Origin of the sequence: Luteolibacter sp. Populi (assembly GCF_040801775.1) — a bacterium.
GTDB lineage: Bacteria > Verrucomicrobiota > Verrucomicrobiia > Verrucomicrobiales > Akkermansiaceae > Haloferula.
In genome coordinates, this window is sequence record NZ_CP161812.1 from 413,314 (window position 1) to 436,420 (window position 23,107).

18 protein-coding genes are annotated in these 23,107 nt (G+C 63.2%); 12 read left to right on the forward strand and 6 right to left on the reverse strand.

The annotated features are described in order from the left end of the window. Window positions 1–44 precede the first annotated feature (44 nt). Entirely contained in the window at window positions 45–230 is a 186-nt protein-coding gene (locus tag ABWK72_RS01630; protein WP_367873033.1) for a hypothetical protein, read from the forward strand. 149 nt (window positions 231–379) lie between these two features. Further along, window positions 380–1,366, forward strand: a complete 987-nt coding sequence (gene hemB / locus ABWK72_RS01635; RefSeq protein ID WP_367873034.1) for a porphobilinogen synthase — start codon at window positions 380–382, stop codon at window positions 1,364–1,366. A gap of 134 nt (window positions 1,367–1,500) precedes the next feature. Here the strand turns inward: hemB and ABWK72_RS01640 are convergent, their stop codons facing one another. Next, window positions 1,501–2,703 carry a bifunctional 3,4-dihydroxy-2-butanone-4-phosphate synthase/GTP cyclohydrolase II gene (locus tag ABWK72_RS01640; RefSeq protein WP_367873035.1) on the reverse strand — a complete coding sequence of 401 codons (1,203 nt, stop codon included), beginning with the start codon at window positions 2,701–2,703 and terminating at the stop codon, window positions 1,501–1,503. A gap of 213 nt (window positions 2,704–2,916) precedes the next feature. Between ABWK72_RS01640 and ABWK72_RS01645 the strand changes: the two genes are divergently transcribed. The 5 genes from ABWK72_RS01645 (at window position 2,917) to ABWK72_RS01665 (ending at window position 7,562) form a co-directional block, all read left to right on the forward strand. Beyond that, entirely contained in the window at window positions 2,917–3,969 is a 1,053-nt protein-coding gene (locus ABWK72_RS01645; RefSeq protein WP_367873036.1) for a sugar phosphate isomerase/epimerase family protein, read from the forward strand. A gap of 18 nt (window positions 3,970–3,987) precedes the next feature. Continuing rightward, a complete protein-coding gene (locus ABWK72_RS01650) occupies window positions 3,988–5,067 on the forward strand; it encodes a Gfo/Idh/MocA family protein (RefSeq protein WP_367873037.1) in 1,080 nt (359 codons plus the stop codon). 22 nt (window positions 5,068–5,089) lie between these two features. Further along, on the forward strand, window positions 5,090–5,383 hold the full coding sequence (locus ABWK72_RS01655; protein ID WP_367873038.1) for a hypothetical protein: 294 nt from the start codon (window positions 5,090–5,092) through the stop codon (window positions 5,381–5,383). A gap of 25 nt (window positions 5,384–5,408) precedes the next feature. Then, entirely contained in the window at window positions 5,409–6,569 is a 1,161-nt protein-coding gene (locus tag ABWK72_RS01660; RefSeq protein WP_367873039.1) for a Gfo/Idh/MocA family protein, read from the forward strand. 117 nt (window positions 6,570–6,686) lie between these two features. Continuing rightward, window positions 6,687–7,562, forward strand: coding sequence for a ThuA domain-containing protein (locus ABWK72_RS01665; protein WP_367873040.1), 876 nt, complete (start codon window positions 6,687–6,689; stop codon window positions 7,560–7,562). 127 nt (window positions 7,563–7,689) lie between these two features. On the opposite strand, the gene ABWK72_RS01670 is transcribed toward ABWK72_RS01665, so the two are convergent. Together ABWK72_RS01670 and ABWK72_RS01675 are read right to left on the reverse strand one after the other, a co-directional pair. Further along, a complete protein-coding gene (locus ABWK72_RS01670) occupies window positions 7,690–9,021 on the reverse strand; it encodes an SGNH/GDSL hydrolase family protein (protein WP_367873041.1) in 1,332 nt (443 codons plus the stop codon). A gap of 159 nt (window positions 9,022–9,180) precedes the next feature. After that, a complete protein-coding gene (locus ABWK72_RS01675) occupies window positions 9,181–12,132 on the reverse strand; it encodes an Ig-like domain-containing protein (RefSeq protein ID WP_367873042.1) in 2,952 nt (983 codons plus the stop codon). Between the two features lie 373 nt (window positions 12,133–12,505). Between ABWK72_RS01675 and ABWK72_RS01680 the strand changes: the two genes are divergently transcribed. From ABWK72_RS01680 to ABWK72_RS01700, 5 genes are all read left to right on the forward strand, one after another. Then, window positions 12,506–13,027: a GbsR/MarR family transcriptional regulator gene (locus ABWK72_RS01680; RefSeq protein ID WP_367873043.1), complete on the forward strand. Its 522-nt coding sequence runs from the start codon at window positions 12,506–12,508 to the stop codon at window positions 13,025–13,027. Window positions 13,028–13,110: 83 nt separating this feature from the next. Next, entirely contained in the window at window positions 13,111–14,133 is a 1,023-nt protein-coding gene (locus tag ABWK72_RS01685) for a TIGR01777 family oxidoreductase (protein ID WP_367873044.1), read from the forward strand. 212 nt (window positions 14,134–14,345) lie between these two features. After that, window positions 14,346–14,552: a hypothetical protein gene (locus ABWK72_RS01690; RefSeq protein ID WP_367873045.1), complete on the forward strand. Its 207-nt coding sequence runs from the start codon at window positions 14,346–14,348 to the stop codon at window positions 14,550–14,552. 109 nt (window positions 14,553–14,661) lie between these two features. Further along, a complete protein-coding gene (locus ABWK72_RS01695; protein WP_367873046.1) occupies window positions 14,662–15,831 on the forward strand; it encodes an AI-2E family transporter in 1,170 nt (389 codons plus the stop codon). Between the two features lie 172 nt (window positions 15,832–16,003). Further along, entirely contained in the window at window positions 16,004–16,996 is a 993-nt protein-coding gene (locus ABWK72_RS01700; protein ID WP_367873047.1) for a heme A synthase, read from the forward strand. A gap of 29 nt (window positions 16,997–17,025) precedes the next feature. Here the strand turns inward: ABWK72_RS01700 and ABWK72_RS01705 are convergent, their stop codons facing one another. From ABWK72_RS01705 to ABWK72_RS01715, 3 genes are all read right to left on the reverse strand, one after another. Beyond that, entirely contained in the window at window positions 17,026–17,724 is a 699-nt protein-coding gene (locus ABWK72_RS01705) for a gamma-glutamylcyclotransferase (RefSeq protein WP_367873048.1), read from the reverse strand. 65 nt (window positions 17,725–17,789) lie between these two features. Next, the gene (gene ald, locus ABWK72_RS01710; protein ID WP_367873049.1) at window positions 17,790–18,902 is read right to left on the reverse strand and encodes an alanine dehydrogenase; all 1,113 of its coding nucleotides are present in this window, start codon (window positions 18,900–18,902) and stop codon (window positions 17,790–17,792) included. A gap of 259 nt (window positions 18,903–19,161) precedes the next feature. Next, window positions 19,162–23,013, reverse strand: coding sequence for a LamG-like jellyroll fold domain-containing protein (locus ABWK72_RS01715; RefSeq protein WP_367873050.1), 3,852 nt, complete (start codon window positions 23,011–23,013; stop codon window positions 19,162–19,164). Window positions 23,014–23,107 lie beyond the last annotated feature (94 nt).

Below are 23,107 nucleotides of genomic sequence, written 5' to 3' on the forward strand. Positions count from 1 at the left end.
AGCCCGCTCTTGAACAGTCGTAGGCCGCAGGCTAGAATCTCATCATGTCCACTAAGGAATTGGCGATCGATACCATTCGCGATTTGCCCGAGAACGCTTCTTGGCAAGATGTTGAGGAACGTATCCGGTTCGTGGCGGCTATCGAGAAGGCCCGCGGGGACGTCCGGGACGGACGCGTGGTGCCGCATGAAGAAGTTCGAGCCCTTTTGGACGAATGGATTTCCGAGTGATTTGGACTGAAACGGCTCTCGCCGATCTCCGCGACCTTGTCCGCTATATCGCGCGTGATGATCGGAAGGTGGCGAAAAAATCTGGCATGGAGCTCGTGATCGTCTTGATCCCTCTGATCTGAAGCCCGGCACTTGAATCGCGATACTTCATGAACCTGCCCATCCGTCCCCGCCGCAACCGCCGCACCCCGGCGATCCGTTCGCTGGTCCGTGAAAACGTCCTGAGCGCCGCGGACTTCATCCTGCCGATGTTCCTGCACGAGGACGCGGTGAACACGCCGATCGCCTCGATGCCCGGCGTCACGCGCTGGTCGCTGGATGGCCTCGTGAAGGAAGCGGGGGAGGCGCATGCCTTGGGAGTTCCGGCGGTCGTGCTGTTCCCAAAAATCGGGGAGCATCTCAAGACCCCGCTCGCGGAGGAATGCGCCAATGACTACGGCCTCGTACCCCGCGCGATCCGCGCCCTGAAAGCCGCGTATCCCACGCTCTGCGTGATCACCGACGTGGCGCTCGATCCCTACAATTCGGACGGCCACGACGGCGTGGTCCGCCGCGATGACAAGGGCGAGCTTCACATCCTGAACGACGAGACCGTCGAAATTCTCTGCCAACAGGCCCTCTGCCACGCCCGCGCCGGGGCCGATATTGTCTCGCCGAGCGACATGATGGATGGCCGCATCGCCGCGCTGCGCTCCGCCTTGGACGCCGCGGGCTTCCAGCAGGTCTCCATTCTCAGCTATTCCGCGAAGTATGCCTCGGCCTTCTACGGCCCCTTCCGCGGAGCCCTGGACTCCGCCCCGAAGGAGGGCGACAAGAAGACCTACCAGATGGACCCCGGCAATGCCCGCGAGGCGATCCGCGAGGTCCTGCTGGATGAAGCCGAAGGCGCGGACATGGTGATGGTCAAGCCCGCCGGTCCTTACCTCGATATCATCTGCCGCGTCCGTGAAAGTACGACCCTTCCCGTAGCCGCCTACCAGGTCAGCGGGGAGTATCTCATGATCGAGAGCGCCGCCGCCGCAGGCTGGGTGGATGCCAAGGCGATCGCCCTCGAAAGCCTGATGGGCATCAAGCGGGCAGGAGCGGATATGATCCTGACCTACTACGCGAAGCGGGCGGCGGAGTGGTTGAAGTAGGGAAGGACTCCAGTCCCGCCGATGGGATGGAATGGTGTGCGTTTGGGAGAAGGGTGGATTTGTTCTGTGATCCGCCGCCACCGTTCGCGGCTCTGGAGAGCGCGCTACTTTGCACGCCGGAGGCACGCGCCAGATCACAACCGATGCCCCATCCGCTCCCGCTTCGTCTCCAGATAGCGCGCGTTGTGCGGATTCGAGGGCAGGCTGATCGGAAGCTGCTCGACGATCTCCAAGCCATAGCCCTCCAGACCCACGACCTTCTTGGGGTTATTCGTCATCAAACGGATTTGCCGCACGCCGAGATCGTAGAGGATCTGCGCGCCCATCCCGTAATCCCGGAGATCTGAGGCAAAGCCGAGCTTCTCATTCGCCTCGACGGTATCCAGACCCTCTTCCTGCAGCTTGTAAGCGTGGATCTTGGCCGCCAGGCCGATGCCGCGGCCTTCCTGGCGCAGATAGAGCAGCACGCCGCCTTCCTTCGAGATCCGCTCCATCGCCGCATCGAGCTGGCCACCGCAGTCGCAGCGCTGGGAGAGGAAGACATCCCCGGTCAAGCACTCGGAATGGACCCGTACCAGCACCGGTTTTTCGGGGTCGATCTCGCCGCGGACCAGGGCTAGGTGATGCGAGCCATCCGTCTCCACCCGGTAGAGGTGGCAGGTAAATTCGCCGTGATCGGTCGGCAGGCCGATGGTTTCCTCGCGGACGACGAGCTTCTCCGACCGCCGCCGCCACTCGATGAGCTGGGCGATGGTGCAGGCCTTGAGGCCGTGCGTGGCTTGGAAATCGCCGAGATCGCCGACACGACCCATGGTGCCGTCGTCCTTCACGATCTCACAGATCACGCCGGCCGGTTCCTGCCCGGCCAGGCGCGCCAGATCGATCGAGGCCTCGGTATGGCCCGCCCGCCGCAGGACCCCGCCATCGCGGCCTTGAATCGGGAAAATGTGCCCGGGATGGACGAAATCCTCCGGGCCCGCCGCGGGATCGGCCAACAGCTTCACGCACAGCGCGCGGTCGGCGGAGGAAATCCCGGTGCTAATCCCTTTGGCGGCATCCACGGAGATCGTGAAAGCGGTGCGCTGGATCTCGCGGTTGCGGCGGGTCATCTGCGGGAGATCGAGCTTTTCGGCGCGTTCCTGGGTGATCGGGGCGCAGATCAGGCCGCGGCCGTGAACGGCCATGAAGGAGACGATTTCCGGCGTGCAGAGAGCGGCGGCAGCAATCAGATCCGCCTCGTTCTCGCGATCCGGGTCGTCGGCCACGATGACGATGCGGCCGGCGGCCACTTCTGCGATGATTTCCTCAATGGGGCTGAAAGCAAGCGGGGTGGCCATGGGCAGGCCCGAGACTCGGTCCTGCCGGGCCACAGGTCAAGGGGAGGGGATGGGCGGTGCGCACGGAACTTTAGAACTCCGGATTCCGGACTCTTCCCTCTCAACTCTTGGCTCTTCGCTCAGCATGTCGCACATTTCACCCTCCGGCGGGATTTTCCCGTTCCCCCGGTGAAAGGGCTTCGCCAATCTCCACGCACCATCCACCCCACGATCATGTCCAGACCCGTCACACTCTTCACCGGCCAATGGGCCGACCTCTCCGCCGCCGAACTTCTCCCGAAGGTCAAGGCCATGGGCTTCGATGGCGTGGAGCTTGCCTGTTGGGGCGACCACTTCGACGTCCAGAAGGCCCTCAACGAGCCCGGCTACGTCGAAGGCCGCTGGGAACTGCTCAAGAAGCACGGCCTCGCCTGCTACGCGATTTCCGCCCACCTCGTCGGCCAGGCAATCTGCGATCCCATCGACGACCGCCACAAGTCGATCCTGCCCGACCACGTCTGGGGCGATGGCGATCCCGAAGGCGTCCGCCAGCGTGCCGCACAGGAGATGATCGATACCGCCAAGGCCGCCCGCAAGTTCTTCGATGCCGGGAAGGAATACATGGCCACCAAACCCGCCGGCTCCGGCAAGACCGTCGTCAACGGCTTCACCGGCTCCTCGATCTGGGGCGCGCTTTACGCCTTCCCGCCGACCAGCCAAGCCTATCTGCAAAAGGGCTTTGATGACTTCGGCACCCGCTTCAAGCCGATCCTCGACGCCTTCGAGAAGGAGGACGTCTATTTCGCCCTCGAAGTCCACCCGACCGAGATCGCCTTCGACACCGCCTCCGCCCAGCGTGCGATCGAAGCCGTCGGCGGCCACAAGCGCTTCGGCTTCAACTACGACCCGAGCCACCTCGGCTATCAGGGCGTGGACTACGTGAAGTTCATCTACCTGCTCGGGAGCCGCATCCACAATGCCCACATGAAGGACGTCTGGTGGGACCACGGCACGGGCGAGGTGGGCGTCTTCGGCGGTCACACGGACTTCTGCGACCCGCGCCGCTTCTGGGATTTCCGCAGCGTCGGCCGCGGCGATATCAACTTCGAGGAAATCATCGTCGCCCTCAATGACATCGGCTACGCCGGTCCGCTTTCCATCGAGTGGGAAGACGGCCGCATGGACCGCTTCCACGGTGCGACCGAGAGCTGCGCCTTCGTCAAGAACCTTGACTTCCCGCGCAACCAGATCGCCTTCGACGCGGCCTTCGACAAATCGAACCAGTAATCCCTTCCTCTTACAATCATGTCCACCAAAGTAGGTATCATCGGAGCCGGCGGGATGCTGCGCTATCACGCGGACGGATTCCGCAAGGCCGGAGCCACCGTCACCGCCGTCGCCGATCCCGCTCCGGGCGCTGCCGCCAAGGCTGCCGCGACCTGGGACATTCCCGCTTCATTCGAAAGCGTGGACGCGATGCTCGCCGATGCCGACATCGATGCGGTCTCGATCATCGTGCCGAACAAGTTCCACATGCCGCTGGCAATCCAGTGCCTGAAGGCCGGCAAGCACGTCTTCAGCGAGAAGCCCCCGGCGCTGAATGCTGCGGAGGTGGAGGAAATGATCACCGCCGCGAATGCCGCGGGGAAGAAGCTGATGTTCAACTTCAACAATCGCGCCCGGCCCGAGTCCATCGCGATGAAGCAATACATCGCGGACGGCACCGTGGGTAAGATCAACTCCGCGCAGGCCAAGTGGATCCGCCGCACCGGCATCCCGGGCTTCGGCGGCTGGTTCACCACCAAGGCGCTCTCCGGCGGTGGTCCGGTGATCGACCTGCTGCACATGATCGACCTCGCCCTCTACTTCATGGGCTACCCGGATCCGGCCCACGTGCTCGCGCAGACCTTCGACGACCACATCACCGACAAGGGTTTCAAGGGCCCCTGGGGCATCCCTGACCGCGCCGATGGCGTCAACGACGTGGAAGCCGCGGCCCATGGCTTCGTCACTTTCAAGACCGGCCAGGTCCTCACGCTCCAGGTCTCCTGGGCGGAGATGATCAAGCGCGAGGAGGTCTCCGTCGTCTTCCAAGGCAGCAAGGCCGGCGGCAAGGTCGAGCGCCTCTTCGGCCGCGACGGCATCGACGAAACCGCCATCGACACCTGCGAGCTCTACGTCCAGGAGGGCGGTCGCTCGGTCAACCGCAGCATCGTCACCGAAGCCTGCGAGGACATGGGCCGCAGCGCCTCCGCCGCGAACTTCATCCACGCCATCGAAGGCACCGCCGAGGCCTTCAACACCCCGGACCAAGCCCTCAAGTTGATGAAGATCATCGACGCCATCTACAAGTCCGCCGCGACCAAGGCACCGGTGGCGGTGTGAGAGGAATAGCCGGGCAACTGACATGGGAATCGAATACAAGATCGTTTGCGATGCGCGGACGGTTGCGTCGTTTGACGACTTTCTCCGCAGTCAGGCCTATTTCGATTCTTACAACGCCGAGCTCCACAGCTACTACCTGACGGAGCCCGGCGTTGCCGTAGAGGACAACTGGCCTGTCGTTTATGCCTCCATCAAGGCGGACGGCCTCTACTTTTGCGACAACCTTGTATCGGAAGAATGGTCAGCCCGGATCCTGCGGAGCCTGATCGATCATGCCTTTCGACATTCCGATCAGGTCGTCCTACTCGAGCTGTAAATAGCACACTCAACACACTCCTGAAATGAACCGTAAACTTCGCATGGGCATGGTCGGTGGCGGCCGCGGCGCCTTCATCGGCGGCGTCCACCGCATGGCTGCCAATCTCGATGGCAAGATCGAACTCGTCGCCGGCTGCTTCTCCTCCGATCCGGAGAAGAGCAAGGCATCGGGCGAGGACCTCTTCCTCGATCCTTCCCGCGTCTACACCTCCTACGAGGAAATGGCGAAGGCCGAAGCAGCATTGCCCGCGGACAAGCGCATCGACTTCGTCTCGATCGTCGTCCGCAACAACCTCCACGTGCCCGTCGCCAAGACCTTCCTCGCCGCCGGGATCAACGTCATCTGCGACAAGCCGATGGCGCTCTCGCTGGCCGAGGCGAAGGAGTTCGCGGAAGTGGTGAAGAAGTCCGGCAAGGTCTTCGCGCTCACCCACAACTACACCGGCTACCCGATGGTGAAGGAAGCCCGCGCCATGGTGAAGGCCGGCAAGCTCGGCCGCCTGCTCAAGATCGTGGCCGAGTATCCGCAGGGCTATGCCTCCAGCGCCTTCAAGGAATCCGCCCCCAGCAAGATCGCCAACTGGCGCATGGACCCGACCATCTCCGGCGTCTCGAATTGCATGGGCGATATCGGCTCGCACGCGGAGAACCTCGCCCGCTACATCACCGGCCTGGAGATCGAGGAACTCGCCGCCGAGCTGACCACCTTCATCCCCGGCCGGAATCTCGATGACGACGGCAACGTCCTCGTCCGCTACCAGAACGGCGTGAAGGGCCTCATCTACGCCTCCCAGGTTTCCACCGGCGACGAGAACAACCTGAACATCCGCGTCTACGGCACGGAAGGCTCGATCGAGTGGCACCAAGAGCATCCGAACGAGCTGGTCGTGAAGTTCCTCGATAAGCCGCGCGAAATCTGGCGGCGCGGGAATTCCTACAACGGCCCCGAAGCGACCGCCTTCACCCGCCTGCCTTTCGGCCACCCGGAGGCCTTCATCGAGGCCTTCGCCAACGTCTACCTCGCCGCCTCCGAAGCCATCCGCGACGAACTCGCCGGCAAGTTCCCGCGTCCCGAAGGCTACGACTTCCCGGACGTCCACGACGGCATCGCGGGGATGGCTTTCATCGAGGCCACCGTCGAATCCTCGAAGAACAACGCCGCCTGGACCAAGCCGGGACATTGAATTCCGACCACGGAATACACGGAACACACGGAAATCGGAAAAGAAGAGAGGCGGGCCTCCCGTAGTGGGTCCACGGTCTTCTTCCGTGTATTCCGTGGTTCCCTATCCGACCCAGTCATGAAACCCACCCTCTACCTTCCTCTCGCCGCGGCCACCGCCGCCTTCTTCCTCGTCTCCGCCGCCGGCGACCGCAAGCCCCCGCCGGACGGTGCTGCGGAGAAAATCGCCGCCGCCTTGCCAACCGAGGCCTATGCCAAGCCCGCCAAGCCGCGCAAGATCCTGGTCTTCTCGAAGACCGGCGGCTTCTACCACGACTCGATCGCCACCGGGAAACTGGCCCTGACGGAACTCGGCAAGAAGACCGGTGCCTTCGAGACCGTCCTCAGCGATGACATCGTGAACTTCGAGCCGAAGACCATCGACCAGTTCGATGCCATCGTCTTCCTCAGCACCACCGGCGATCCCTTCGCCGGTGCCCCGAATGCCGATGAGCTCAAGAAGAGCCTCATGAGCTTCGTGAAGGGCGGCAAGGGCTTCATCGGCATCCACGCCGCCACCGATACCTTCTACAACTGGGCCGACTATGGCGAGATGATCGGCGGTTACTTCGACGGCCACCCTTGGGGTGCCGGCACGCAGGTTTCGATCAAGGTCGAGCCGGGCAAGGAAAAGCATCCCCTGGTCGCGATGTTCGACGGCAAGAACGTCGATTTCAAGGAGGAGATCTATCAGCTCAAGGATCCCTACAACTCGAAGAAGGTCGACCTCCTGCTCCGCCTTGACCCCGAGAAGTCGGACATGAATGTCCAAGGCCTCAAGCGCGAGGACAAGGACTGGGGTGTCGCCTGGGCCCGCTCATGGGGCAAGGGCCGCGTCTTCTACTGCTCCCTCGGCCACAACCACGAGATGTATTGGCATCCGACGGTCCTGAAGCACTACCTCGCCGGCATACAATGGGCCATCGGCGACTACAAGGTGAAGGTCAGCAAGTAAGCTAGCTCGCTCAGAAAGGTGGTCTGCAAAAAAAGGTGGTCCCTTTCAAAATGCTCCTCCCGAGGCCCTCGGGTGGAGTCCGCTGTTAGAACTGCTTCCACCGCACAGAGGACTGTGCGGACCACCTTCACGGTTTCACCGTCGCCTTCAATCTAACAAACCCCCGCTTAAGCCCCGCCGCCGGCACGACCGAAACCCTCCCGTCCGCTGCGGTCGAAATCCGCGCCGCCGGTACCGCCGTCCACGTCACCAGATCCGCCGAGTCCTGCGGCACCAGATCCCCGAAACGCAGCCCCGTTCCAATCGGCAACCAGCTCAAGCTCCCTCCCGGCGCATAGCTTCCGCTGAAAGGGTGACTGTAGCTACCCGGCGCGGTCCCTAACAGATACTCCATCAGATTCGGAAGCTGGTCGCCGTCCGGGTCCGCTTCCATTCCCGAGCCCGCCAGACCTGCCGCCGCGATCCAATCCAGATACGGCCGGTCCGGATTCAGCCCGAGCAAATTGCGGAGGATCTCACGGTCGCTGAATTTCGGGATCGTCGTTCCCATCGCGGTGTTCAGGGCCCCGATGATCTCGTTCGCGATGTAGGCCTGCGCCACCGTGGAAGCGTGGAAGCCGTCCTTGCAGAAGACCTGCGTCGGCGGATTCTCCTGGCTTCCCGCCAGCGTGAAGACCGTCCCGTTGATCTGGAACGGCACCTGATCGAAGACCCGGTCCGTCAGCAAATCGAGCCGCGCCACCGTCGCCGGCGGGTTCTCCGAGGCAGCCCACGCGATGATCGACTGATTGAAGGCCGCGATCTTCGCCCGCGTCGTCGCCTGCTTCGCGGGCACGTTGTAGATCCCGGAGATCTGCGGCGTGGCCCCCACGTCAGGCACCGTGCACACGATCACCTTCGGCGGTTGCGCCCCGCGATTCACCCGCACCCAATCGTGGATCGCCCGCAGCCGGTTGCGGATCTGGTTGAAGAAGGTCGCCTCTTCCGTGTCGTTGAAAATTTTGTCGTAGTCCTGCTTCAGATCGTTCGCCCCCAGCATGATCACCACCACCGGGGTATTGAAGATCTGCTCCTGCAACTCGTCCTTCGTGATCGCATAGCCGAATCCCAGGGCCTCTCCCTCCGGCGCATCCGCCAGCAGCCGAAACCAATTCAGCGAAGTCATCCCCGGAATCCCGAAGTTCCACTCGTGGCCCGCATTCCGCAGATCCACATAGGATCCGCCGGTCGACTCGAATGGCCCCAGGCTCACCTCGTTCGCCCGGAAGATCCGGAAGAGTTCCGGCCAACTCCGGACATTGGCGTTCGTGCTGTTTGAATCGGGCGCGGAGAACGTCAGCTCGTAGGCATACTCCTCCGTCATGCTATCGCCGATCGCCAGCACCTTCAAGGGGTCCGCGGCCTGCGCGGTACAAGCGATGGCGGCGAACAGGGAAAGGATTTGGAGCAGCCTTGGCATGGTTCACGGCAAACCCGCCGCGAAGGAACCTAGCCTCCCTCCGTCACTTGCCAAGGGGACCACCGGCCCTTCCGTATTTTCGCCAAGTTCAGAAGTGAAAAAAAGGGCGACCCGTTTCCGGACCGCCCCCCGATGATTCTTAAACTCCGGATCGATGGCTTATTCCACCACCAGGCGCACGAAGAGCTTGCCCGGCGTTCCCGGCGTCCACGTGTAGGAGATCGAATCGTCGTCTTCCGCGGACGCATCGGCGTCGATCCAACTGCCGGCAGCCATGGTGGCCGAGGTCTGGAGCTGATAGCTCACATCGCCGTTGGCCACCGCATCGGCACCCTTCGGGAAGCTGATCGTGTTGCCGGTGATCGTGCCCGCGGCGCCGTTGCCAGCCAGCGGGTCGAAACCGAAGGCATACTCCAGCAGGTTGATCAGGCCGTCGTTGTCGGAGTCCACGCTGGACGCGATGCCGTCGATGCCGTTGGCGACCGCCCAGCTATCATAGCTGCCGACTTCGATCGGTTCGGTCGAAACTATCACCTCGCCAAGGCCGATCAATCTGGCCGAGCCGAGACCTTCACCGCGGGTCGAGGACCAGGAAATGGTGAAGCTGGAACCATTCGGAATCGTCAGGCCCGTGATGGTGGTCACCTTGGTCTGATTGGTGCCGGCTTCCGTCGAATAGGCGAGATCCTCGATCGGATCTCCACCGTTGAGTTTGACTTCCCAAATCGGGAAACGATTGACGTCTTCTTCTCCCACGCGTCCCGCACGGCCCAGATAGGCGATGTTCAGTTCGTCAAGCACGCTACCGGTGTTGTTCACCAGTGTTAGCGTCGCGGTGAAGGTCCCGCTGGTCGAGGTGTGCTGGTAGCCTAGCACACCGGGGTTGGAGACGCCGCCGCGGGTGGATGCCGAACTGCTGGCCGCGACATCCCAAATGCCGCCATAGGTGGTCGAGCCTCCGGATACCATCGACCATCCTGCGGGCAAGGTGCCTACGAAGTTATCGAAAGGCTGGCTGTAGAGGCCGGTGAAGGAGGGCGGGGTGGGAAGCGTACTGAAGACCAGCACCGGGGTATAAGCCGTACCCACGGTGTTGGTGGCGTAGGCCCGCACCGTGTAGGAGCTGTCGGCAGTCAAGCCGCTGATTGGCGAGAGGAACGTGGACACTCCCGCAGGCGTGAAGGGAAGGTCGGTCACTCCCGTACCCCCGATTTCCGGAGCGGGGTTCGCCGAGGTCAACGAATAGACGAAGCCCATTGCCGTGACTGCGGCACCGCCATCGGAAGTCACTTCCGCATTTGCTTCCGCGGAAACCGAAGTGAGAGAGCCGGGAGTAAGCGATGGGCCGCTGATCGTGGGTGCGGAACTCAATGTGCCTACCGAGACCGTCACGTCGTCGATGCCCACCTGCTTCGAGGCACCGCCGCCCAACAAGTCCCGGTCGGAAGTCCAGCTGATTACAATCGCTGCGCCTGGGGCAATGCTCAGACCGGTGACGCCCGCAAGCTTCACGGAGCTATCTCCTTCCAAGCGGCCATAGGCAAGCGCCGGGATCGGAGTTGCCTCCGAGCCGCCGACGCGGACAGTGAAGGTGGGGTAACGCTCGATCGGCGGAGTGGCACCGCCGATGATGCGCTTGCCGGTGTAGCCGATCACCAGATCGGTAATCGTGCTGCCGGTGCCGTTGACCAGGCTCAGGGTTTCCACCAGGACGCCGGTGCTGCTGGTGTGCTGATAGCCCAGGACGCCGGCGGTCGCGCCGCCGCGGAAGCCACCGGTGGTGCCGGTGCCCCAGTCGCCATCATAGGTCAGGTCAGGTCCCGAGACCGTCCAACCCTCGGGAAAGGTGGCCAGCGAAACGAAGCCCGCGAAGTCCTGCGTATAGGGAGTGATCGCTGTCAGAACAGGCAGGGCCTTGGTCGTGAAGCTCCACGAATAGAGCAGCGTATCGTTGCCGAGGATGTCCTCAAAGGCACCTGCGGGAATCTCGACCGTGTAGGTCGTATTCGGCAGCAGGACGCCGCTCGGGATCGTGAGGAAGACCTGGTCGTTGCTCGTCAGCACTTCGCCGGAATCCGTCACTTCCAAGCTCGTCACGGTGGTGGCACCTTGCTTGATCAGGATCGCACCGCCCGTCACCGGGACCACGATCTCGTCGTAGGTGATCTCGGGAGACACATCCAGTGCCACGCCGGTTGCGTCGTTGACGGGGGTTACCGTCTCGACCGCCGGGCCTGCTACATCCGGACCCGTGGAGGTGAAGGACCAGGTGCCGCTGCCGGTGTAGCCGGCGAAGTTGTTGCCAACCAGATCCTCAATCGCCACGCCGTCGATTTCAACATGGTAGAGGGTGGACGGAGCCAGATCCGCGGTGGGATTGATCGTCACCACTTTGCCGGAGATTCCCACTGCCGCGCTGGGCAGGGTGAAGCTTTCGACCGTAGCGGCTCCTGCCTTCAGGGTGATCACGCCACCGGCAATCCCGGTGATGTTTTCATCGAAGGTCACGACCAGATTTGAGTTCAGCGCCACGCCGGTCGCACCGTTGGCAGGAGCGAGCGGGGGAGCAATTACGGGAGCGGTTGTATCCACTCCGGCCGTTGTCACCGTTCCGCCAATCTCGAAGCCATAGGTTCCTGCGGCGGCGGAGTTGAAGCCCCAACCACCCGTTGGGGTCTGGCCACTTGCGTAATAGCGCAAGGTGATGGTCGTGCCTGCCGTGACATTCTGGAGAGCCGTCACTCCCGAGAGATCAATCTGCGGCATCGTGACCGGTTGGAGCGTGGTCACGGTCGGCGTGCCGATCAGGGTGAAGTTGGTGCCGTCCAAACTATACGCAAACTGGTTGCTCACCCCCGGTGCTGCGGCGTAAGCGAGCGTCCCGTTGAATTTCGCGTCGAGGGTCGAAAGGGAAACCTTGAACCCAGGAGACGCGGCTACTTCCGTTTGGAAGTAATCAGTGTTAGCCGTCGAGATTCCGTTGTTTTGGAAGCCGACGGTGCGGAAAGAGTTAGCCCCCGCGCTAGATGCGGCGGTACTACCACGGCTCAGGGTTCCGGAAGTGCCCACAAGATTGGCGTCCTTCACATCCGCAACCGAAGTGGCTTGCACGGACTCACCGAAAAAATCCCACTGTAGCACCGGAGCCGCAATCAGCGGGGACGGCAGTAGCGCTGCCGCAAGCACGCAGAGACTGCCAAATTTCCAACCCTTTCCGAAAACGGGGGAGGGGGAATGACGGACGACGTCGGGAATGGGGCTCATCCCTCCGGGCGTCGGGCCGACGGGAGATCTAAGGGATACGTTCATTCGTGTTGGTTTGTGGGGTTCCGGCCGGGGGGAGGAAAAGCGAAAGCAAATAACGCGCCCAAATTGCCTGCGCACCTGAACAAATGTGTCCTTTATGCCACAGGTTGGAAGCGATCTGCCTTTTGCCCTGTTTTTCCTTGCGGTTCTCGAACTTTCAGTAAACAGTGAAAATAAGATGAACGGCGAGGCCGAACGATTGAAAGTAGCCCGGGACGAATTCGTGGCCCAATGGGGCGCGATGGGTTCGCAGTGGGGCATCAATCGCACCATGGCCCAGATCCATGCCCTGCTCATGACCGCTCCCGAACCCGTCGGCACCGACGAGGTGATGGAGGATCTCGAGATCAGCCGCGGGAATGCCCACACCAACCTGAAGGAACTCGTTGCCTGGGGCCTGGTCCGGATCGTGGTGAAGAAGGGCGAGCGCCGCGAGTTTTTCGAGGCGGAGAAGGATGTCTGGCACATTTTCACGATCGTCACCCGCGAGCGCAAGAAGCGCGAAATCGAGCCCACCCTCGGCGTCCTCAATCACTGCGCGGAAAGCACCCGCGACCTCAGTTCGGCGGAGGGCCGGGCTTTCCACGCGCAGATCCGCCAATTGGAAGAATTCGTCGGCTTCGCCTCGAAGGTCGCCGACCGCGTCGGGTCGATGAAGCACGGCTTCGCCATCCAACTCGCCGCCAAATTGCTGGGCTGAACCGCCCTTCTTTGCCGTAGTTGTTTTCAAAAAATCCTGAAACTAGAGGAACTTAACCACTCTCGAAGGAAAGGAAAAATGAGATGAATCCGCAGATCGTGATCTTCGCCGCGAACGGCTTCCTGGGCCGCTATCTGGCCCGCCACTACCAGCGCCTCGGGCGCGAGGTCGTTTGCGTCGCCCGCCATCGCGATGGCTGGAGCGGCGATGGCATGTTCCTCGAATGGGACGGCGTCAACCCCGGACCCTGGACCTTGGCCCTGGAGGGCGCGGAGCGGGTTATCAATCTCGCCGGCCGCAGCGTGAACTGCCGCTACGATGAAAAGAACCGCCGCGAGATCATCGAATCGCGCGTCGCCTCGACCCGCGTGATCGGTCAGGCCATCGCCGCCTGCAAGGTCCCGCCCAAACTCTGGATCAATTCGAGCACTGCCACCTTCTACCGCCACGCCGAGGACAAGCCTCAGGACGAGTGGGAAGGGGAGCCCGGCAGCGGTTTCTCGGTCGAGGTCGCCCGCGCCTGGGAGGAAGCCTTCTTCGCCGCGAAAGTCCCCGGCGCCACCCGCAAGGTCGCCCTCCGCGCCGGCATGGTCCTCGCCAATGAATTCGGCACCGTCTTCGAAGTCCTCCGCCATCTCACCCGCCGCGGTCTCGGTGGCCGGATGGGGAAGGGCACCCAGCGCGTGAGCTGGATCCACATCGAGGACTTCATCGCCGCGCTCGACTTCATCGCCACCGATCCCTTGCTCGATGGCGTCTTCAATCTCACCGCCCCGGAGTTCCCGACCAACCGCCAGCTGATGCAGGCCTTCCGCGAGCAGCAGGGTGCCCCCTTCGGCCTGCCCGCCGCGCGCTGGATGCTCGAGATCGGCGCGCGCCTGATGCACACCGAAACCGAGCTGATCCTGAAAAGCCGCTGGGCCGATCCCCGCCGCCTGCGGGAGGAAGGCTTCCGCTGGCGCTGGCCGCACCTCGACGCCGCCTTGGCGGATTTGGAGATAAGGCCAGGCCTTGGCGGGTTTTTCCGTCAGCCGGAGCGCCGCTCCGCCGGAGTCCGCGTCTGGACTCCCGGCAAGAAGCTCGCCGCCGGTGCCGCCACCCGCTGAATCGGAACTTTTTGCCTTAGAAATTGAAACCGCGAATGGACGCGAATGGACGCGAATAAAAACCGTGGACGAGGGCTTGCGGTCGGAGTGCCGACTCTTCCGGGGCCTTTTCAAAATTCGCGTCCATTCGCGTCCATTCGCGGTTGAAAAATCCACTACAGTGGCCCTGCCCTTTGAATAACCCTCGCTCTCCCAACGTCCACCCTCCTGCCATGATCCGCATCCTGCCTGCAGCCCTTGCACTCCTCGGAGTCGGCATGTTCGCGCTCAGCCTCTGGCTTCAGGATCGGGGCCGCCTGCCATCCGCGACGCAGGAACTCGTTTTACGCCGTCCTCCCTCCCTGGTGGAGTCCCCGGCAGCCTCCGAACCCGCGCGCCGGGACGAAGCGACTCCCGTATCCATCGATTTGCCCCGCTGAATCCACGGGTTTCCGTCCTTTCAGCGGATGGTGATGGCATGCAGGTGCTTTTTGCACAGGAATGCTTTGTGATTTGCTAACGGATCGGCTAATCTTGCTCACTCTCCGCATGGCTGATCCCGGACTTTCCCCCAAGAAGCCGCGCGCCACCCAGATGGTGCTGCTGCTCGCGGCCCTCGTGGTGGTGATCGCGGGCTTGAAGGCGGCCCAGACCTTTTTCGTCCCGGTCCTTCTGGCCTTCTTCATCGCCACGGTGAGCTATCCGGTCACCGCCTGGCTCATGCGCCGCCGCATGCCGCCGCCCGTCGCGGTCTTCCTGACCGTGCTGGTGGACTTCGCCTTCCTCGCCGGGGTCATCGTCCTCGGTGTCACCATCATCGGGGACCTCCAGGAGAAGTGGGATTCCGAATACTACAATCTCACCCGCGCCAAGATCCAGGACGCCAGCACCGCCGTCGCCGGCAAGCTGGAGGAATGGGGTGTCGAGGACGGCGCGGAGAAGGTGAAGGAATTCACCGCCAAGAATCTCGCCGAGCTCCGCGCCATCAAGTTCGATACCATCCTCAGCCTCGGCACCGGCGTGGTCGGGCGCGTCCTCTCTTTCTTCGCCACCTTCGGCGTGGTGATCGTCCTCACCATCTTCATGCTTTCGGAAGTGCGGGGCTTCAGCAACCGCTTCGGCGCGATCCGGGAGGCCCGCGGGCCGAATTTCAGCCGCATGTCCGGAGCCATGCTCGATACCCAGCGCTATCTGGGCATCAAGACCATCATCAGCCTCGCCACCGGCATCCTCGCCGGCGTGCTGTGCTGGGTCGCCGGCCTCGATTTCTTCCTGCTCTGGGGCATCCTCGCCTTCGTGATGAATTTCATCCCGGTGGTCGGCTCCGCCATCGCCTCGATCCCGCCGATCCTGCTCGCCCTGATCTCGAAGGATGGCGGCATGGCGGACATGGTCGTCGTCGCCGGCGGCTACGCCCTGATCAACATGTTCCTGGATAACTTCGTGCAGCCGATGCTCCTCGGCCGCCGCTTCGGCCTCTCGATCCTCGTCGTGGTCCTCTGCGTCCTCTTCTGGGGCTGGCTCTGGGGCCTCGTCGGCATCATCCTCGCCGTCCCGTTGACCATGATCCTCAAGGTCGTTCTCGATAACAGCGAGGAATTCCGCTGGGTCGCCGTCGCCATCGGTCAGGAAGGCCGCCCCCGCGAGGACGAAGCCGCCCTCCCGGCTCCCGAAGGCACCACCGCTGCCGCCGCCGACGCCACCACCACCCGCGGTTAGCCGCAGGCAGGGGAACGGTCCACCAAGGCCCGCCACCAAGGGTACGTAGTCCCGCCTTCAGGCGGACTGAACGGACCTTGGAAGCCCGATCCCATAGGAAGGTTTCCGGGAACGACGTTCCCCCACCTTCCAATTGCATCCCGGCCCTCTGTCCCGGATGCTCCCGCCGCGCATGACCCTCTTCCAGAAGTTCGCCACCGCGGCACTTGTCTCCGTCATCGTCCTGATCTGCGTCGGTGCCATCGTCCGGGTCAGTGGTGCCGGCATGGGCTGTCCCGATTGGCCGAAGTGCTGGGGCCGCTACATCCCGCCCTCGAAGGCAGAAGACATCAACCCGGATAGCCTAGACATTCCCAAGTTCCAGCGCGCCGCCAAGCGCTACGGCCGCGACCCGTCCACAGTCACAAAAGAGCACATTCTGGAGAGCTTCAATCCCGTCCACGCCTGGACCGAATACATCAACCGCCTCAGCTCGACCCCGGTCGGCTTCTTCACCATGGGCACCTTCGCGCTGGCTCTCCTGCGCCAGCGCCGCCGCCCTCTCGTCGTCGCCGCTGCCACCCTTTCCGTCATCCTCGTCGGAGTGAATGCCTGGATGGGCAAGGAAGTCGTTTCCAGCGACCTCAAGCCCGGCGTGCTCACCATCCACATGGCCCTCGCCATGATCCTGGTGCTGCCCCTCAGCTACGCCGCATGGCGCGGCACCGATCATCCCTGGCGCATCCCCGGTGATCCCGCCTTCCTCCGCCGCATGCGCCTCACCACCGGCGTCCTGCTCCTGCTCATCTTCGTCGAAGGCGTCTTGGGAACCCAGATCCGCGAGATGAACAGCCACCTCCTCCAGACCGACCCCGGCACCGGCCGCGCCGGGTGGATCGGGATCTTGGAAGGCTCTTGGATCTACCTCGTGCACCGCAGCTTCTCCTGGGTCATCCTCGCCGCCTCCATCGTGGCCTGGCTGTGGACCCGCCGCGCCGGTCCTCCCGGCAAGGTCTCGACCGGAGCCCTCGCCGTCGTCATCGCCCAGATGGTCCTCGGCCTCATCATGGCCCGCCTGGAGATCCACCCCGTCGTCCAAGTCCTCCATCTCGGCCTCTCCGCCCTCCTCCTCGCGCTCGTCACCCTGTGGTTCTGCGGCAGCTCAAGCCGCAACAACGGTCCCTAACAGCCCGCAATCGTCAAGACCAGCGGCCTTTAAAAGAAGCGGTCCGCCATCATCCTGGCGAGTGAGAACAGAACCATGGATACCGGGATCCATTCCAGAATCAGCAGGATCCACAAGACGATCCGGAAACCGGTCCATCGCTCTCGCCGGCGGCCTGCCAGATAATTCGCGAAGCAACCGGCCGCCGGTGATGCGAGAGCCAACAGCGCGAGAGCGTCCACGAGATTTCCATCTCGGGTCAACAACATCAGCAGCAGCAGGGCCGCCGGGCTCAGGAGGCATCCCAAGGCGGTCAGGGTCAACCAAGGATCACGCCTCGGGAACTCGACGTCCATCCAATCCCGGGAGCGAATTCTTACCCTTCCCTCCATGGGACCCACCCATTCCCAGACCCATGTTTCCAAGCGCTGGCTCAAAGCTGCAGGGGACGGCAGGCTCCTGCGCACCCGACGATAGTACCTGCCGCTGAGAGTGCCGGCCGATAGCCCGTGATACTCATCGAGAGCTTCAAGTTGCGCCGGGCTCACCTGATAGACCTCGCCGGGCGTCCACCACCCGGAATCGTGGTCGAAGATCAGCGCGGGCCGCGAAGCGATATTGAAGAGGCTACCCTGCGCTGAAGTCGCTCCAACCCACTCCGTTTCCGCCATCCGATAGGCGTCGGAAGCCCCACGCCGCAGTGCGCCGTAAACAAATACGAACTCCGTGCCGTCATTCCCCGGGAGCATCAAATCCCCGCCATCCTTGCAGACCCGGCAAGAACGTCGATGCCCAAGCTCTGGTCTCTGGTCTCTTAAACTCCCAGCAGCTCCGCCGCCTCGGTCACCGCCATCCCGTGCGCCTCTCCCACCGGGACACAGGTCAGCTTACCGCCCGAGCAATTCACCGCTCCCAGAATCTCCTTCCGGATCCTGCAAGCCCCTGCCACCCCGTTGTCCGCCAGCAAGGTGATCCAGCGCTGCGTCACATTGTTCAAAGCCTGGGTCGCCGTCCGCGAGTAAGCTCCCGGCATGTTCGCCACACAGTAGTGGATCACATCCTCCTCCACATAAGTTGGGGAATGATGCGTTGTAGGCCGCGTCGTCTCCGCGCAACCGCCCTGGTCCACCGCGATGTCCACGAACACGCTGCCCGGCTGCATCAGCCTGAGCATCTCGCGCGTGATCAGCTTCGGCGCCTTCGCCCCCGGAACCAGCACCGCCCCGATCACCAGGTCCACCCGCGGCAGCAATTCCGCGAGATTCGCCTCGCTCGAATACACCGTGTGAGTCCCCGTCATCGTGATGTCCAGAAAGCGCATCCGTTCGAAATCCACCTCCAAAATCGTCACGTCCGCGCCGATCCCCGTCGCCACCCGAGCCGCATTCACGCCCGCGGTGCCGCCGCCGATCACCACGACCCGCCCCGGTGCCACCCCGGGCACCCCGCCGAGCAAGGTGCCACGGCCGCCATTGTGCTTGGCCAGATGATACGAGCCGACGATCGATGCCATCCGCCCCGCGATCTCGCTCATCGGTTCGAGCAAGGGCAGCCGGTGATTCACCTCCAGCGTCTCGTAGGCCAGCGCCGTGCAACCGCTGGCCACCAGCGCTTCCGTCAGAGCCTTGCCCGCCGCCAGGTGCAGGTAAGTGAAAAGAATGTGGTGCGGCTGCAAGCGCGCGATCTCCTCCGGCTGCGGCTCCTTCACCTTCACGATCATCTCCGCGGCGCTGAACACCGCGTCCGCATCCGGCAGGATCTCCGCACCCGCCGCCAGGTAAGTCTCATCGGGATAGCTGGCACCGGCCCCGGCACCCGCTTGCACGAAGACCCGGTGCCCGCGCTTCACCAGATCCCCCGCCGAAGAGGGGATCATCGAGACGCGACTTTCCTGGGCCTTGATTTCCTTCGGGATGCCGATGTTCATAAAAGTGACCCGCACCCTAACCCGCCCGCCCCCGTCTGTCTTTGCGGAAACAAGCAGTGCAACAGCAGGTTCAGGCCAATTCAAAGGTAGGGATAATCTCTTCTCTCCGTGATCCCTCTGCGACCTCTGCGACCTCTGCGACCTCTGCGACCTCCGCGCCTCGATCTCTCGCCTTCCATCTGATCGAGCTAAAGCCAAAAAAATCCGGGGGCCGCCCAAACGACCCCCGGAAACCCATTTGTTTAACCCGGAGAAGCAATCAGTTGTTCAGCGTGATCCGGTAGAACGCCTTCGTCCCCGCCGGTGGCGAAGGATCCGTGAACGAAGCCGTCCCCGCCGTCCCCGGCACCGTCGCGATATTACTCCAACTGCCCACGCTGAGGTCGACGCTGCGGCTGACCGTGAAATTCACGCCGGTGACGCTCGGCCACTGGATCAACCCGCTCGCCCCCCGTGTGGCGACAAACAGCGAGCTGCCCTTGTTAGGAATCAACCCAAGCCGGTATTCCGTCAGGTTGTCCGTACCATCGTGGTCGAAGTCCCCGCCGTCGGTTTCGCCGAGGCCGCCGAAGTACAACATCTCCCACGCGTCATCGAGCGCATCGCCATCGCCGCCGCCAACGAACAGGAACTGGTTGGCGTTTCGCGCCACCGAGCTGATCCGGACCTCGTCGACCACGCCGAGGAAGGCATCGGTGATGCCACCGGGATCGCGCCCTTCATTGCCGATGCTGAAGTCGATGGCCGCGCCGGCTAGCAGGTCGTTGGTCATCTGCAGGGATGCCAACTGGCTGGCTTGGGCGTTCGCGGGATCCAGCTTGGTCCAGTAGAGCTTCAGGTTGTCGGCCGTGGCCTCGTTGCCGTTGTAGGCCACGGCCACGTGATACCAATTCCCTTGCGCGATCGCATTCACTCCTGCGATCGGCAGCGCGGTCGAGAGCGGCTGTGCGGCGCCTCCATTCACGTTGACGAACTCGAGCAGCGGCGCGGTGCCCGCGGCATTGCCGGCACCGCCGGCTGGGAGCAGGCGGAATTGCCACACCCGGGTCGGATCAACATCGTTCTCTCCGGTAACGATCTGCATAGGAGCCGCCAAAGGCTGGGCGGTCGCGGGATTAAACTCGATGCGGACAATCGCCTCGAAGGTGAAGGCACCGTCGGCACCGGCATAGGCCATGGTGACATCATCGCTGGTGTCGTTCCTGTGCGGCAGGGCGGAAAGCACGCCGGAAGCGGTCGTGCCGCGGCCTGCCGATGGATTCAGCCCGGTGCCGAAACCTGCCAGCGATGGGGTCCACATCAGCGCTCCATTCGAGAGACTGGTGAGCGGAGTTCCGCCCCCCACCGCATCGGCGGCAGGGGCCTTCACCTCATCGAGATGCCAGAGATGCAGCGTGTTGGAATCCACCGTGTAAGGCTGGAAGGCCTCGCCGGTATCGGCGATGGAATCACCGTCGGCATCCGTGATGGTCGAACTCGCGAGCGTCGGGTTCGAGCCGGCGTTTTGCTCCTGAAGGTTGGTTCCGGAGTCGAGGTCCGGATCGCCGGAGGCCACCTCGTCCAGATCGGAGAAGTAGAATTGCTCCCAAGAATCCACCAGCGTGTCGCCATCGCTATCGATCGGCGTTAAGGCCCCATTCTCGGGATTGGTGTTGGCCGTCTGCTCGGCCTCGTTGGAGAAGCCGTCGAGGTCCGGGTCATCGGTGCCGCTGAACTTGACGGTGATGTCGAAGAGCTCTTCCTCCGGAGCATCGCGGAACCACAACACTTCCCACCCATCGGGCAGGCCGTCGCCGTCTCCATCGAACGAAGACAGGATATCGTTCGGGTCGGTGCCGTTGTTAAACTCCGAGGTGTTGTCGTAGAGGTCGCCATCCGGATCGTCGTCGCCGTCGTACTTCACCAGGATCGTCGCCACGGACTCGCCGGGCGAAGCGCGGAAATTCTCCACTTCCCATTCGTCCAGCAGGCCGTCGCCATCGGCATCGGTGACGGTGAGGACGTTCGGTCCGGCATCGTGGTAGAACTCGCGTTCGTCGAAGCTTAGCGCACCGTCCCAGATCCGCACCTCGTTGTAGCGGGCGTTTGCCGTGCTGTCGGTGGCGAACTGCGAGCGCCCGAGGATGGCCAGGGAATCATTCAGGAATGCGGTCTGGTTGGCCGTGCTGAAGGAGCCCTGCGGGGAACCGAGATCCGAGGTCCCCACCGGGACCGAATACCAGGTGACCAGCGTGGTGCTATTGGTGCCGGCCCCCGGCTCGATCGTCATCACGATGTGGAACTCGCTGCCAAGCGTGTAGGGCTGATTGGTATTCTGGCTGGTGTTGATCGCCAGATCGGTCCAGTCCACGTTATCGGTGGCCAGCGTTGCCGCCTGCGTCCACGACATCATCAGATACTCGGAAGGGCTGCTGCCGAAGTCGAAGATGCGCCCCCAATTCTGGACCGCCACCTGGGTGGCCCAGAGTTCGATCGTCACCGGCGTCTTCTTGCCCTGCAGCAGGTTCGTGCCGAGCTGCGCATAGGCGGAAGTGGCGCGCGTCCCGCCGCCTAACAGCAGGTCGGTGGCTGACAAGGTGGAACCGCCACCGGTGAGATCGTCGTTATCCGGATCGATAATCTGGACGGTGCTGCTGCCGATGGAGTCGGTCAGGCTGCCATTGAAGCTCCAGCGGTGGCTGAGCTTGGCCTTCACCGGCGTCCAGTTGATGTCGGTGGGATTCGAGTTGCCGAAGAACTCGTCGGTATTCGTGAAGGTGTCACCGTCTGCGTCGGCGAGGGGAAGCGCCGCGAGGTTGCCGAAGTAGGTGATCTCCCAGGCATCGCTCATCCCGTCACCGCTGCCGCCTTCCGTATCGGGGAAGGAAGTCCGGTCGGTGGGCAGGGTGGATGCGGCGAATTCCTGGGCGTTGGTGGCGTAGTCGCCATCGGCATCCATACTGCCGGATTGGCTGGTGGTATTGCCGAAGTGCGTGTTCTCCCAACTATCCAGGAGGCCGTCGCCATCCCGGTCGTTGGGGTTCGATAGATTGTTCTTCGGGTTGGTGCGCGCGGTGTATTCGTCGAGGTCGCTGAAGCCGTCCAGATCCCCATCCGCACCGCCGAGACCGGAGAGTTCGCCGAGCGTGGCGGCGAAGCTCAGTTCCCAGGTGTCGTCGAGCAGGTCGCTATCGGTATCCAGCAGGTAGTAGAGGAAGTCGCCCGGGCCGCGCGCGACGGTGCTGATGCGGACCTCGTCGATGCTTCCGCGGAGCCCCTCGGCGGCCATGGCGCGTTGCTCGTTCCCGATCACCAGCGGGCCGGTGATGGTGGCGGCCGCAGCGGTGATGGTCATGGCGGGTGCCGCCGCGTTGGTCCCATCGACCGGGGTCAATGCCTTCGCCGCGGTGATCGAGGGATCGACCTTGGTCCAGTAGAACTGGCAGGTCGTGCCGGTGTAAACGAAGGCGACATGGAACCACGTCTCGGCGGCATAACCGTTAATGGGATCGATCGCGAGGGTGGGGATCAGCGCCTTGCGCTGGCAGCCCGCGACGCCGATCAGGTTGAACTCCAGATACTTTCCGGCGGGACCGCCGGTGGGCGCGACATTCGTGATGCGGAACTGGAAGCCGCGGGCCGTGGCGGAGCTATCCGTGCAGAGGAACTCGTGGGCGGCGCCGGTCGGATTCACCGAGAATTTGACCATCGCTTCCAGCGTGAAGGGGTTCGCGGCGTTGATGCCGAGCGTGCTCATGGCGACCGCATCCGGGCTCAGGATCGCCGAGGTCTGGTCGGTCTGGTAGGCCCCGCTGCCATTGCCGTCGAAGCCGGCGAGGTAGTCAGCATTGTTGCCGAAGTCTGCGGAGTTCCCGAAGCCGGCGAAGCCACCCGCACCAAGCACGCTGGTGACCGGCGCTCCGGCCACCGGATTGGCATCGAGGGTGAAGGCATTCGATCCCGCACTGCCCGCATTCGCGGTGGCGGATCCGCCCGCCGCCTCGCTGAAGTGGTAGAGGTGCGGTGTCGAGGCATCGGCGGTATACGGGCTGCGGAGCGCTCCGTGCACGGCTGGCGTGAGCAAGCCGGAGGCAAGGGCGATCCACGCGAAGGATTGCGGGGTTCGAGTCATGATCTTGGGTTTAGGGGTCTTGTCGGCAGCGCGGGTAAATGCTGCCGGTGATATAGGAATCGTGATAAGGTAGGGTCGCGCTTCCTCCCGGTGC